Raw genomic sequence first — 13230 nt, forward strand, 5'->3', positions numbered from 1 at the left:
CGTGTGGGCCGGTGGGCTTCCCCTGCCTGCCTCTTCCCGAAACCGGGCAAGCTCCGGACCCCGTACGGCCTTCGGGAGTGTCCCCGATCGCCGGACGGGCTGACGCTTCAGCCCCTCGGGTCGGCCAACGCGCAAGGCCTCGCGTCGGCCAACGCGCAAGGGCCGCCGCGCCCCTGTCGGGAAGCGCGACGGCCCTTGCGTCGAGGCCGCGGTCAGTGACCCGCGCCCGCCGTTGCCTTGGGGAGCTCGGTCCGGACGCCGGGGTCGCCCGCGTCCGCCGTGTAGTCCGACGGGTCCGTCTCGTCGACGCCCTCCGGAGCCTTGGCCGCCCGCAGGACAAACGTCATGACCACCGTCACCAGCATGTTCAGCACGAACGCCGTCAGGCCGATGTAGCCGATCTCGCCGATACCCGGAATCTCCGCGGACGAGCCGCCGAAGTGCTTCTGGGTGGGGCTCGCCACGCCGTACGCCGCCGCCGTGCCGTAGATCATGCCGACCGCCCAGCCCGCCAGCAGCGCCCAGCGGTGGAACCAGCGGGTGAACAGGCCGCCCACCAGCGCCGGCAGCGTCTGGAGGATCCAGATGCCGCCGAGCAGCTGGAAGTTGATCGCCACCGTCTTGTCCATGGTCAGGACGAAGGCCAGCGCTCCCACCTTCACCAGCAGCGAGACCAGCTTGGAGACCTTGGTCTCCTGCGCCGGTGTCGCATCGGGCTTGATGAAGTCCTTGTAGATGTTCCGGGTGAACAGATTCGCGGCCGCGATCGACATGATCGCCGCCGGCACCAGCGCGCCGATCCCGATCGCCGCGAAGGCGACACCCGCGAACCAGTCCGGGAACATGGTCTCGAAGAGCTGAGGGATCGCCAGCTGACCGTTCTGCACCTTGATGCCGGCCGCGATCGCCATGAAGCCGAGCAGTGCCAGCAGACCCAGCATCAGCGAGTACAGCGGCAGGATCGTGGTGTTGCGGCGGATCACGTCACGGCTGCGCGAAGAGAGCGTCGCCGTGATCGAGTGCGGATACATGAAGAGCGCGAGCGCCGAGCCCAGCGCCAGGGTCGCGTAACCCCACTGGCCCATCTCCCCGGGTACGAGCGCGCCCCGCGGTTTGTCCGTCGCCGGGTTGATCTGCGCGTAGGCGTCACCGGCCTTGGCGAAGATCTCGTCGAAGCCGCCCAGCTTGATGGGGATGTAGATGATCGCCACCGCGATGACGATGTAGATCAGCGTGTCCTTGACGAACGCGATCAGCGCCGGTGCCCGCAGACCGGAGGAGTAGGTGTACGCCGCCAGCACGCCGAAGGCGATCAGCAGCGGCAGGTCCTTGATGAACCAGTTGGTGTCCTCGCCGCCGCCGACGCCCATCACATCGAGCACCGCCTGGATGCCGACCAGCTGAAGCGCGATGTACGGCATGGTCGCAAGGATGCCGGTGACGGCAACCGCCAGCGAAAGCCCCTTCGAGCCGAAGCGCCCGCGCACGAAGTCGGAGGTGGTGACGTACCCGTGCTTGTGCGAGACCGACCACAGACGCGGCAGGAAGGTGAAGATCAGCGGGTAGACGAGAATGGTGTACGGGACGGCGAAGAAGCCCGCCGCGCCCGCCGCGTAGATCGCCGCGGGGACGGCGACGAAGGTGTACGCCGTGTACAGGTCGCCGCCGAGCAGGAACCAGGTGACCCAGGTGCCGAACGACCTGCCGCCCAGGCCCCATTCGTCGAGGCTCTCGCTCTCGGCCCTGCGCCAGCGCGCGGCCAGGAAGCCCATGACCGTGACGGCCAGGAAGAAGAAGATGAAGACGGCGAGTGCTACGCCGTTCACGCCGTCCTTCACTGCGACGCACCCCCCTTGCGGGCGCGCTGGTCACGCTGCCACAGCTTGTACGCGATCATCGTCAAAAGGGTCGAGATGAGGACCCAGAGCATTTGGTACCAGTAGAAGAACGGAATGCCGATAAACATCGGCTCGACCTTCGCGTACGAGCCGACCCAGAGCATCGCCACGAACGGCGCGAAGAGACAGAGGGCGACGACCACACGCACCGGCGTGATCAGTGGTTGTTTCACTTCCGGCGCTTCAGGCTCTTCCGGCGCTTGTGGCGCCTCAGGCACTGCTGACATACGGCGGCTCCGTCTCCTCGCCCATCATCTGTGTAATGCGCAGGAAATCTAGGCGAGGGTGCGCGCAGCGTCACCCCCCGTCCGTATATCGGTACGGCAACGACTTCTGGTCGCGTCGCGTGCGGTGACACTTCGGCAGCAGCGGAACCCCGCACACGGGTCCGACTCCTGTCGGTCCGTCCGCATCCGCTCGAATTCCCGTCGGGACGGCGCGGACGCGGCCGGAACGTGGGACCTCTCATGCGCGACATACCGCTCGTACGCCGAATCATCCAGCAATTCCCGTACGTACCGCCGGACCGCACCAATGGCGCCGTCGCAGTCCAACTTCGACTCCGCGTAAGGGGCTTCTTCGAGTTACGCGGTCTCCGGGAGATTCCCTGGCTCGTTCGGGTGCGGCAATCAAGGAGTAAGGCTTCCTCAACAGCCCTTTCGCGGAGTCGAGTTCGGGCCTATGGGTGGTTCATTCTCCTTGACACTTCTGGTTGGTCTACGCCAATATCGGAATTGGCCTGCACCAAGTGCGGCCGCCGGTCGGACCGGCCGTTCGGCCGTGCCGTCGCCGGGCGGGCCGCGCTCGGCGACGTACATCCGGTCACGCATGGTGCGACCCGGGTCTCGCGCACTGCCGCGGCCGAGGTGCTGGTCGGCTGAGAGCAGCGCGCCCGGGGCCGCACCATCGGACTCCTAGTCCACCGGCCTCTTCAGATTGGCCACGAACTTGTACCGGTCGCCCCGGTACACCGAGCGCACCCACTCCACCGGCTCGCCGTTGGTGTCGCGTGAATGCCGCGAGAGCATCAGCATCGGCAGGCCCACGTCCGTACCGAGCAGCCCTGCCTCGCGCGGGGTGGCCAGCGAGGTCTCGATCGTCTCCTCGGCCTCGGCCAGATGGACGTCGTACACCTCCGCCAGTGCTGTGTAGAGCGAGGTGTACTTGACCAGGCTGCGGCGCAGCGCCGGGAAGCGCTTCGCCGACAGGTGCGTCGTCTCGATCGCCATCGGCTCGCCGCTGGCCAGCCGCAGCCGCTCGATGCGCAGCACCCGCCCGCCGGTCGAGATGTCCAGCAGCCCTGCCAGGGTGTCGTCGGCCGTGACGTACCCGATGTCCAGCAGTTGCGAGGTGGGCTCCAGGCCCTGGGCCCGCATGTCCTCGGTGTACGAGGTGAGCTGCAGGGCCTGGGAGACCTTGGGCTTGGCCACGAAGGTGCCCTTGCCCTGGATGCGCTCCAGCCGGCCCTCGACCACCAGCTCCTGGAGGGCCTGCCGCACCGTCGTGCGCGAGGTGTCGAACTCCGCGGCGAGTGTGCGCTCCGGCGGCACCGGGGTGCCGGGCGGGAGCGTTTCCGTCATATCGAGCAAATGGCGCTTCAGCCGGTAGTACTTGGGCACGCGTGCCGTACGGGTCTGTGCCCCGCTCTCGGCTTCGGTGCCGCCCCCGTCCGTGGTCATGGCCCGCCTCTCCGACTCCTGCGCTGCTGCCGTCACCGGCTCCTCCGTCTGTCGCGGCTCACATGGTGGCACGGTCCGGTCACGGGTCGTCGCCCTCCCTCAGGTGTCGGTCCGATAACGGACGCGACAGCCCTTCTTATACACCCTTGACACCCCTAAAGGTCTAGGCCAAGCTCCCGGTACTGGTCTAAACCATTAAAGACCAGGTCCCAGCCCCACGGGCAGTACTCGGCGTAGGTCTTCGCGGAGGGCAGGGGTTGCAGGCATCCCTGAGGAGGGTGGCGTGAAGCGCAAGCTCATCGCGGCAATAGGCGTCGCGGGCATGATGGTCGGCCTGGCGGCCTGTGGTGATTCGGACAAGGGCGGGGACAAGGCCGGTGGCGAAGCCAAGGAGCTGACCGTCTGGCTGACGGTCGACGCCCAGAACAACTGGCCCGACCTGGTGAAGGCGGCCGACGACGCGGTCGTCAAGCAGCACCCGGGCATCAAGATCAAGCACGAGTACTACGGATGGCCGGACAAGAACGCCAAGTTCGACGCCGTACTCGCCACGGACAAGGCTCCGGACGTGGTCGAGATGGGCAACACCGAGATGCTCGGCTACATGGTGAAGGGTGCCTTCGCCGAGGTCGACCCGAAGAAGTTCGAGCAGTCGGACGCGTGGCTGGACGGCCTCAAGGAGTCCGTCTCCTACGAGGGCAAGACCTACGGTGTCCCGTACTACGCCGGTGGCCGTGTCGGCACCTGGCGCAAGGACCTCGCCGCCGAAGTCGGCGTGAAGGCCACTCCGAAGACCTACCAGGAGCTCACCTCCGCCCTGGACAAGATCCAGGAGGAGAAGGGCGACAAGTTCAGCGCCTGGTACCAGCCTTCGCCCGACTGGTACGCCGCGATGTCCTTCGTCTACGACGCCGGTGGCTCCATCGCCAAGAAGGACGGCGACACGTGGAAGGCCAACCTCTCCTCGGCCGAGTCCCTCAAGGGTCTCAATGAGTACAAGTCGATCATCGACAAGTACATGCACGGTGACAAGACGAAGGACGAGGCCGACCGTCCGGTCGTCTTCGGCCAGGGCAAGTCCGCGACCATCTTCAGCGCGGCCTGGGAGGGCGGCACCGCCGCGGACCCGAAGAACGACAAGGTCGGCAAGCTCGCCGACAAGATCGAGAACTTCGTGATGCCCGGTCCGTCCGGCAAGGCCCTGCCCGTCTTCCTCGGCGGTTCCGACCTGGCCGTCCCGGTCAAGTCCAAGGCGCAGGACGTCGCGGCCGAGTGGATCAACGCCTTCACCGGCGCCCGGGGCCAGAAGGGTCTGCTCGCCAAGGGCAACCTGCCCAACAACAAGACGGACCTGGCGACCCTGAAGAACGACCCGAAGACGCTCGTCCCGGCCACCGCTGCCGAGTCCAACTGGTTCGTGCCGATGGCGCCGGGCTGGGGGCAGGTCGAGAAGGCCCAGATCCTCAAGACCATGCTGCAGGAGATCGGCACCGGCAAGAAGTCGGCCGAGGACGCCGCGAAGGCCGCGGACGCCGCGATCGACGAGGTCATCAACACCAAGTGACCTATCGGCAGGGCCTCGTCGCCTCGACGGGGCCCTGCCGCCCGTACCGGGAGAGGGACCGCTGAGGAGCACGGGATGAGTGCCGCAGAGACAACCACCGTCAAGGTGCCGCCGACGCGGCAATCGCCGCCGCAGGGGGCCGGCGCCGCCACCCCCGCAAAGCCGGGCAGGAGGACAGCGGGCGGGGCGGGAGTGCCGTGGCTGCTGCTCGCGCCGTGCCTGCTCGTCCTTCTCCTGGTCCTCGGCTATCCGCTGGTGAGGCTGGTCACCCTCTCCTTCCAGAAGTTCGGCCAGCCCCAGCTGTGGGGCTTCCAGGAACCGGAGTCCGTCGGCTTCGACAACTTCTCCAAGATCCTCGGGAACAGCGAGTTCTGGGCCGTCGTCCTGCGGACCGTCGTGTTCGCCGTCAGCGCCGTGGTCCTGACCATGGTCATCGGCATGCTGATCGCCCTGCTGCTGCAGCGCGTCTCCGGCTGGATGAAGACCCTGGTCAACATCGCGCTCGTGGCGAGCTGGGGCATGCCCATCATCGTCGCCACCGCGATCTTCAAGTGGCTCTTCGACGCGGACTACGGCGTACTCAACTGGCTGCTCTCCAAGCTGCCCGGGGTCGACATGGTCGGTCACAACTGGTTCGCCAGCGGCCCCCAGGGACTCGCCGTGATCGTCCTGCTGGTGGTCTGGGGCGCCGTGCCGTTCGTCGTGATCACCCTCAGTGCCGGCCTCACCCAGGTGCCCAAGGAGCTCGAGGAAGCCGCCCGTCTCGACGGCGCCGGCGCCTGGGGAGTCTTCCGCTTCGTCACCCTGCCGATCCTCAAGCCCCTGATCGTGATGCTGACGACGCTCTCGGTGATCTGGGACATGGGTGTCTTCCCGCAGGTCTTCGTGATGCGCAACGGCCACCCCGAGGCCGAGTTCCAACTGCTCACCACGTACTCGTACGACAAGGCGTTCGTCGTCAACGACTACGGCACCGGCTCGGCGATCGCGCTGGTCACCGTAGTCCTGCTGCTCGCTGTGGTCGCGGTCTACATGCGCCAGATGCTCAAGATCGGAGAGGTGGAGTGACCTCGACCACCGCGGCTCCCGCCGCCACCCGCCGTCCCAGGAAGAGCAGGCTCGGCTGGAATCTGCTGGGCCTCCTTGTCTTCGTCACCGTGGGCTTCCCGGTCTACTGGATGCTGAACACGGCGTTCAAGCCGGCCAAGGACGCCATCGACCCCGACCCGCACCTCTTCCCCCACGTCTTCACGCTGGAGAACTTCCGGCGGGCGCTGGACATCGCCGATTTCTGGGGGCCGGTGGGACGCAGCCTGACCGTCTCGCTGGTCGTGGTCCTCATCGGTATCGCGGTCGGCATGCTCGCCGCGCTCGCCATATCCCGGTTCGCCTTCCGCGGCCGCAAGATCGTGATCGTCGGCATCCTCGCGGTCCAGATGATCCCGCTCGTCGCCATGATCATCCCGGTCTTCCTGCTGCTGAACGACCTCGGCCAGTACGACAGGCTCACGGGCCTGATCATCACGTACCTGACCTTCGTCCTCCCGTTCACGGTGTGGACGCTGCGCGGGTTCATCGTCAACATCCCCAAGGAGCTGGAGGAGGCGGCGATGGTCGACGGCTGCAGCCGCACCGGCGCCTTCGTCCGCGTGGTCTTCCCGCTGCTGGCCCCCGGCATGGTCGCCACCTCGGTCTACGCCTTCATCCAGGCCTGGAACGAGTACCTGTACGCGCTGATGCTGATGAGCCAGCAGAACCAGACCGCCACCGTGTGGCTGGGCAACTTCACCACCAAGAACGGCACCGAGTACGCGCCGATGATGGCGGGTGCCACGATGATGGCAGTTCCCATCGTGATCCTCTTCCTCCTGGTCCAGCGTAAGATGGCCGCGGGTCTGACGGCCGGCGCGGTGAAGGGATAGCACCGGCTCATGACGACTTTCGTACGTGGCTCCTCGGACACCGTGACCTGCGACGCCCTCGCCGTCCTCCAGCCGGGTTTCACCGGCATCACCGCACCGGACTGGCTGCTGCGCCGGATCGGCGAAGGTCTCTCCGCGGTCGGTCTGTTCGGCCGCAACATCGCCTCACCCGGTCAGCTGGCCGCGCTCACCGCGCAGTTGCGGGCCGAGCGGGACGACGTACTCGTCGCGATCGACGAGGAGGGTGGCGACGTCACCCGGTTCGAGGTGCGCACCGGCTCCTCCTTCCCCGGCAACTACGCGCTGGGATCGGTGGACGACGCGGACCTGACCCGGGCCGTCGCCCGTGAACTCGGCCGCCGGCTCGCCGAGTGCGGCGTCGACCTCAACTGGGCGCCGTCCGCCGACATCAACTCCAACCCGGACAACCCGGTGATCGGCGTACGGTCCTTCGGCGCCGACACCCGTCTCGCGGCCCGGCACACCGTCGCGTACATCGAAGGCCTCCAGGCCGCCGGAGTCGCCGCCTGCACCAAGCACTTCCCCGGACACGGCGACACCAATGTCGACTCGCACCATGCGTTGCCCCGCATCGACGTGGACCTCGACACGCTGCACGCCCGTGAGCTGGTGCCTTTCCGTGCGGCCATCGCGGCGGGGTCCAAGGCAGTGATGAGCGCACACATCCTCCTCCCCGCGCTCGACCCGAACCGCCCGGCGACGCTGAGCCCGCAGATCCTCACCGGTCTGCTGCGCGAACAGCTGGGCTATCAGGGCCTGATCGTCACCGATGGCATGGAGATGCAGGCCATCTCGTCGACGTACGGCATCGAGCACGGCTCTGTCCTCGCGATCGCCGCGGGAGCGGACGCGATCTGTGTGGGCGGCGGCCTGGCCGACGAGGAGACCGTACTGCGACTGCGCGATGCGCTGGTCGCGGCAGTACGCAACGGCGAACTGCCCGAGGAGCGGCTGGCCGACGCGGCGGCGCGGGTACGCGCACTCGCCGACTGGACGCGACGGGCCAGGGGGGCCGCAGGGGAGCCGGGCCCGGCTTCACCGTCGGGGGTTCCCCCGGCGCAGCCGGAGGGAGGGACCACGCCCGGCTCCGACATCGGGCTGGTCGCGGCGCGCCGGGCGGTGCGGGTGACGGCGGGGAAGCTGCCGTACGAACCGATCACCGGTGCCCCGTACGTAGCGGCCCTCACCCCGGTCGCGAACATCGCCGTCGGGGACGAGACTCCGTGGGGAGTCGCCGCCGAGCTGGCCGCGCTGCTGCCCGGCACCGGGACCGACACCTACGACAGCGCGACCGGTACATCCGAACTGGTAGGCAATGCGCTGGTCGCTGCGGCGGACCGCAGGATCGTGGCTGTCGTGCGCGATGTTCACCGCCACCCCTGGATGGCGGACGCCCTGGACGCCCTGCTCGCGGCCCGTCCCGACACGGTCGTGGTCGAGATGGGCGTGGACCGGGCGGAGCCGAGGGGAGCCCTGCACATCGCGACGCATGGCGCCGCCCGCGTCTGCGGACGCGCCGCCGCGGAGGTCATCACCGGCAAGGGCGCCAGGGCCTGACCGACGCGGACCGTGCGTGCCGAGGGCCCGTCCGCCCCCGGCACTGGCCATGCCACGCACTGGCAATGCCACAGGGAGGCATCCGGCATGCCGAGTGAGCAGCCGGGCCGGATCATGTCCGGCGAGATGGCGGAGCGGCCCGTGGTGCGGCGCATCCTGGACGAGGGTGCGCCGCGGATCCGAGGTAGCGGGGCGCTCGCCGCGCGCAAGCCGCGGTTCACCCTGCTGACCGCGCGGGGGACGTCCGGCGACGCCGCGCTCTGCGCGAAGCATCTGCTCCAGCCCTGCCGCTCCAGCTCCTGGCCTATGAGGTCACCTCGCCCGCGGCCAGGATCCGGACGCGCCGAGGGCGATGGCGAAGCTCGCCGAGACGCACGGGGCGAGGCCCGGATGGACACCGGCACGGCACCGGCCCCGGAAACACCCGCGGGCCGCGGCGCCGGGACGGGACCCTCAGCCCGTCCGGCACCGCAGCCCGGAGCTTCTCCGGCCGACGGGTGTGCGGTTCCCCCGGCCGTGTGAGAGGTCTCGACGCAGTCAGGGCAGAGAGCGTCGGGTACCTCGTTCCACCCTCCTGTGCGGGGAGGGCGGAAGCTTTACGTGTTCAGCTGTATGCGTCCAGCTTTACTTGTTCATTGTGGACTAGACCATTCTCTGCTGTCCATCCACCTGCAGAGCATAGTTCCCCGAGCCATCCTCCAGTACGGGCGGACCGTCCCGCAGGCTTACCCACAGGTACGCTCGCAGTTGTGCCCTCCATGAACGACCTCGTACGCCAGCACACAGCCCTGAGTGAATCCGACCTCGAGTGGCTCCATCTGCTGGTTTCGGAGTGGCAACTGCTCTCCGACCTCTCCTTCGCCGACCTCGTCCTGTGGGTCCCTACCCGCGACGGCACCCGGTATGTCTCGGTTGCCCAGATGCGGCCCAACACCGGCCCCACCTCCTACCAGGACGACATGGTCGGCCATCTCGTCCCCCGCGGCCGGCGTCCGCTGCTGGACGCCGCCCTGGACGAGGGGCGGATCGTGCGCGAAGGCGACCCGGAATGGCGTGAGGAGGTGCCCGTACGGGTCGAGTCCATCCCCGTACGCCGCGACGGCCGCGTCCTCGGCGTCATCGCGCGCAATACGAACCTGCTCACTGTGCGTACACCGAGCCGACTGGAGCTCACTTACCTCCAGTCCGCCTCCGACCTCGCCCAGATGATCGCCGCCGGGTCCTTCCCCTTCCCCGGCCAGCAGGTCGACATGGACGCCTCCCCGCGCGTCGGCGACGGACTGATCCGGCTCGACGCCGACGGCGTCGTCCAGTACGCGAGCCCCAACGGCCTCTCCGCGTACCACCGCCTCGGCCTCGCCTCCGACCTCGTCGGACACCACCTCGGCCAGACCACCGCCGACCTCGCCCCTTCCCGCGGCCCGGTCGACGAGGCCCTGGTCAAACTCGTCAGCGGCTACGCGCCCCGCGAGACCGAGGTGGAGGGCAACGACGGCGTCATCCAGCTGCGCACCATCCCGCTCAAGCCCAAGGGCACTCACATGGGCTCCCTCGTACTCCTCCGTGACGTCACCGAACTCCGTCGCCGCGAGCGCGAGTTGATCACCAAGGACGCCACCATCCGGGAGATCCACCACCGGGTCAAGAACAACCTTCAGACGGTCGCGGCCCTGTTGCGCCTGCAGGCCCGCCGGATGGATTCGGTAGCCGGCCGGGAGGCGCTCAACGAGGCGGTGCGGCGCGTCGGTTCGATCGCGATCGTCCACGAGACGCTGTCCCAGAACCTGGACGAGCGCGTCGAGTTCGACGAGATCGCCGACCGGGTCATCGCGATGGTTGCCGAGATCTCGCCGGGCAAGGTCGGCTGCCGGCGCACGGGCCGCTTCGGCATTCTCGACGCCGAGGTCGCCACACCGCTCTCGATGGTCCTGACGGAGGTGCTGCAGAACGCCCTGGAGCATGCCTTCGCGCAGGGGGAGCAGGGGTCGGTCGAGGTCGCCGCGGTTCGCGGTGATCAGCGCACCGGGAACAGCCGACTGCTGATCACTGTCCAGGACGACGGGCGCGGCCTGCCCGAGGGCTTCGACCCTCAGCGGGCCGGCAACCTGGGGCTGCAGATCGTACGGACCCTGGTGGAAGGGGAGTTGGGCGGAACCTTCGACATGGTCCCGGTCCCGGAGCCCGGCCGCGGCACCCGCGTCGTGCTCGACATCCCCGTGCAGGCCGACAAGTAGCCGGTCACCGGCAGGGCACAGCGATGAGCCCCGGACCGTAATGAATGGTCCGGGGCTCGAAGCTCACGTTGCGATGCGCATGTGGGGTACTGCGCGCTGCGGCTCGGGAGGCGGTGAGTGCGTACTCTCTGTGCGCGCCGCCAGGCTCAGGCTCGTAGCGGGGGGCGTTCAGGCGCTGGCGTTACGCGCCCGGTTGCGAGCGGCACGACGCTTCATTGCGCGGCGCTCGTCCTCGCTGAGGCCACCCCAGACGCCGGAGTCCTGGCCGGACTCGAGCGCCCACTGCAGACACTGCTCCATAACGGGGCAGCGACGGCAGACGGCCTTGGCTTCCTCGATCTGCAGCAGCGCAGGACCAGTGTTGCCGATGGGGAAGAAGAGCTCGGGGTCTTCCTCGCGGCAAACGGCGTTGTGACGCCAGTCCATGGCTGCTACCTCTCCTTGGTATTACATTCAGGTTGCTTGTGAATGTGAACGCTTTCACGAATCCCTCCGCAAGGGAAGGGCCGACTGCCAGTTGCCTGGTGTGGTCCTGGTTTGCGAGGAGGGGTTCTGGCGGTCTGTGGGGCCGATGTTGCGGGCCGTCCCGATCGCCATGTAGAGATTCGCAAACCTCGGCGGCGGATACAACCCCTTCCGGAAACTTTTTTTGATTCCTCGGTGTCGACTAGGTCACAGCCGTACTTCTATGGGGTGGAGGCCAGCCCATACGTTCGAGTTAAAGGACTTTCGGCCCTTCCACTCACACAATCACACGCAGTGCACGGCGTACGCCTGTGAACGTCACGCTCGTGCGCAGTCCCAGGTGGTCACCGTCCATCTGGAACGGGAGCGGGACCTTCGAATGCAAGGTGAAGTCGCTCAGGTCGTGGAGAGTGACGGCGTGCTTGCCGTGCGGTCCCCGCTCGGGGGTCGACGCCAGCAGCTGGGTCGCGTATCGGGCCACGGCGGGAGTCGACAGCTTGGACAGACCGAGCATGTCCAGGCCCGTGTCGAAGGAGGCCTTCGGGGACGCGTACATCGGGCGATTGCCCAGGTAGGTGTACGGAGAGGTGTTGCAGACGATGGACAGCACGAGGTCGGTGACCGGGTCCTGGCCGGGGCGCTCCACGGTGATCGTTCCGCGTCGGCGGTGGGGTTCCTCCAGGAACTGGCGTACCACCTGACGCACATAGAGAGCGTGCGTCGATCTTTTGCCGCGCTCGCGCTGCTGTTCGACCCGGCCCACCACGCCCGCGTCGAATCCGAATCCGGCATTGAAAGTGAACCAGCGGGCGGGGACCGATTCGTCCTCCGTGCCCGGAGTGCCCGCCGCGAGGCCGAGGCCGATCGTCCGCTCGGTCCGGTCACGCAGCGCGTCCAGGATGGCGCCGGTCGCCTCCACAGCGTCGTTCGGCAGACCGATGGCACGGGCGAAGACGTTCGTGGAGCCGCCGGGGACGACAGCGAGGCGGGGGAGGCGGTCGGGGTCGGGGCCGTTGTGCAGGAGACCGTTGACCACCTCGTTGACCGTGCCGTCACCGCCGAGGGCGACGACCAGGTCTATGTCCTCGGACTCGGCGGCCCGCCGGCCGAGGTCGCGCGCGTGGCCCCGGTACTCGGTGGTGACGGCGTCCAGCTTCATCTCGCTGGCGAGTGCGTGGATCAGTACGTCACGGGTGCGGGCACTCGTGGTCGTTGCTGCCGGGTTGATCACGAGAAGTGCGCGCATGCGCAGAGCGTACCTACTGAGGGGTACCTGGCCCAGCCCGGGGTTTCGCCCGAGGGCTACCCTGCAGGGGTGAGTAATGAGCAGCCCCCGCGCCCTGCCCGTCTGACCGCCGCGGCCGCGGCGTCCGGTCTGGAAGGCCTGGCGCTGGTCGCCGGCGGCGTCTACATGCTCCTGATGGGGCTCCTGGGCCGACCCGACAGTCCCTCGCAGGCGGAGATGGGCGGACTGACGCTTATCGCGCTCGGTGCGATCCCGCTGGTTGCCGCGCGCGGGCTGCTGCTGCGGCGCAGCTGGAGCCGCGGCCCCGCGATCATCACCCACCTCATGGCGCTGATCCCGGCGTGGACGCTGCTGCGGACGTCGGGCGCGTTGATCCCGCTGGGCATCGCCCTGGCAGTGGTCGCGGTGGGGGGCCTGGTCCTGCTGGTGAACCCGACGACGACGGAGGCCCTGGGTATCCGCGGCCCGGCGCGCGACGCGTAACGGGGCCGAGGGGCGCCACCCTGCTGGCAGGGTCGGCTTCGCGGCGGCGGGATGCGTCACTGCACACGTACTGGGCCTGCGGCCCGGGCTGGCCGGCGCGGTGCACTTGTGGCGGTGCTGTCGGCGCCGACCCCTTCCGGAGCCGGCAGTCGTCGTTGTGG

Annotated in this window: 12 protein-coding genes and 2 pseudogenes; 8 read left to right on the forward strand and 6 right to left on the reverse strand. The window is 68.3% G+C overall.

Annotated features, from left to right (window positions below; all coding sequences use genetic code 11):
• Positions 1-212: 212 nt before the first annotated feature.
• The 3 genes and pseudogenes from mctP to OG883_RS05050 all read right to left on the reverse strand — a co-directional run.
• Positions 213-1838, reverse strand: coding sequence for a monocarboxylate uptake permease MctP (gene mctP / locus OG883_RS05040; RefSeq protein ID WP_266535509.1), 1626 nt, complete (start codon positions 1836-1838; stop codon positions 213-215).
• Positions 1835-2125 carry a DUF3311 domain-containing protein gene (locus OG883_RS05045; RefSeq protein WP_266535510.1) on the reverse strand — a complete coding sequence of 97 codons (291 nt, stop codon included), beginning with the start codon at positions 2123-2125 and terminating at the stop codon, positions 1835-1837. Before OG883_RS05045 ends, mctP begins: the two co-directional genes overlap by 4 nt.
• 135 nt (positions 2126-2260) lie before the next feature.
• Positions 2261-2452: pseudogene (locus OG883_RS05050) on the reverse strand (YbdD/YjiX family protein); the annotation flags it as partial.
• Between the two features lie 180 nt (positions 2453-2632).
• On the opposite strand from OG883_RS05050, the gene OG883_RS05055 reads away from it, so the two are divergent.
• Positions 2633-2779, forward strand: coding sequence for a hypothetical protein (locus OG883_RS05055; protein WP_266535512.1), 147 nt, complete (start codon positions 2633-2635; stop codon positions 2777-2779).
• Between the two features lie 33 nt (positions 2780-2812).
• On the opposite strand, the gene OG883_RS05060 is transcribed toward OG883_RS05055, so the two are convergent.
• Positions 2813-3577 carry a GntR family transcriptional regulator gene (locus OG883_RS05060; protein ID WP_266541243.1) on the reverse strand — a complete coding sequence of 255 codons (765 nt, stop codon included), beginning with the start codon at positions 3575-3577 and terminating at the stop codon, positions 2813-2815.
• A 283-nt stretch (positions 3578-3860) separates the two neighbouring features.
• On the opposite strand from OG883_RS05060, the gene OG883_RS05065 reads away from it, so the two are divergent.
• The 6 genes and pseudogenes from OG883_RS05065 to OG883_RS05090 all read left to right on the forward strand — a co-directional run bounded on the left by OG883_RS05065 (position 3861) and on the right by OG883_RS05090 (position 10875).
• A complete protein-coding gene (locus OG883_RS05065; RefSeq protein ID WP_266535514.1) occupies positions 3861-5141 on the forward strand; it encodes an extracellular solute-binding protein in 1281 nt (426 codons plus the stop codon).
• A 75-nt stretch (positions 5142-5216) separates the two neighbouring features.
• A complete protein-coding gene (locus OG883_RS05070; protein ID WP_266535516.1) occupies positions 5217-6209 on the forward strand; it encodes a carbohydrate ABC transporter permease in 993 nt (330 codons plus the stop codon).
• Complete coding sequence (locus tag OG883_RS05075; protein ID WP_266535517.1) at positions 6206-7063, forward strand: carbohydrate ABC transporter permease; 858 nt, start codon at positions 6206-6208, stop codon at positions 7061-7063. The genes OG883_RS05070 and OG883_RS05075 overlap by 4 nt, the downstream gene beginning before the upstream one ends.
• Before the next feature lie 9 nt (positions 7064-7072).
• Positions 7073-8641, forward strand: coding sequence for a glycoside hydrolase family 3 protein (locus OG883_RS05080; RefSeq protein WP_266535519.1), 1569 nt, complete (start codon positions 7073-7075; stop codon positions 8639-8641).
• 87 nt (positions 8642-8728) lie between these two features.
• Positions 8729-8923, forward strand: a pseudogene (locus OG883_RS05085) (glucosamine-6-phosphate deaminase); the annotation flags it as partial.
• Positions 8924-9399: 476 nt separating this feature from the next.
• Positions 9400-10875, forward strand: a complete 1476-nt coding sequence (locus OG883_RS05090) for a sensor histidine kinase (RefSeq protein ID WP_266541245.1) — start codon at positions 9400-9402, stop codon at positions 10873-10875.
• A gap of 168 nt (positions 10876-11043) precedes the next feature.
• Here the strand turns inward: OG883_RS05090 and OG883_RS05095 are convergent, their stop codons facing one another.
• Together OG883_RS05095 and OG883_RS05100 are read right to left on the reverse strand one after the other, a co-directional pair.
• Positions 11044-11301 carry a WhiB family transcriptional regulator gene (locus OG883_RS05095; protein WP_003953983.1) on the reverse strand — a complete coding sequence of 86 codons (258 nt, stop codon included), beginning with the start codon at positions 11299-11301 and terminating at the stop codon, positions 11044-11046.
• A gap of 316 nt (positions 11302-11617) precedes the next feature.
• Positions 11618-12586: a diacylglycerol kinase family protein gene (locus tag OG883_RS05100; RefSeq protein WP_266535521.1), complete on the reverse strand. Its 969-nt coding sequence runs from the start codon at positions 12584-12586 to the stop codon at positions 11618-11620.
• 69 nt (positions 12587-12655) lie between these two features.
• Between OG883_RS05100 and OG883_RS05105 the strand changes: the two genes are divergently transcribed.
• Positions 12656-13069 (forward strand): hypothetical protein, encoded by a 414-nt coding sequence (locus tag OG883_RS05105; protein ID WP_266535523.1) that lies wholly within the window; start codon positions 12656-12658, stop codon positions 13067-13069.
• The last annotated feature ends 161 nt before the right edge of the window (positions 13070-13230 follow it).

The organism is Streptomyces sp. NBC_01142 (assembly GCF_026341125.1).
GTDB lineage: Bacteria > Actinomycetota > Actinomycetes > Streptomycetales > Streptomycetaceae > Streptomyces.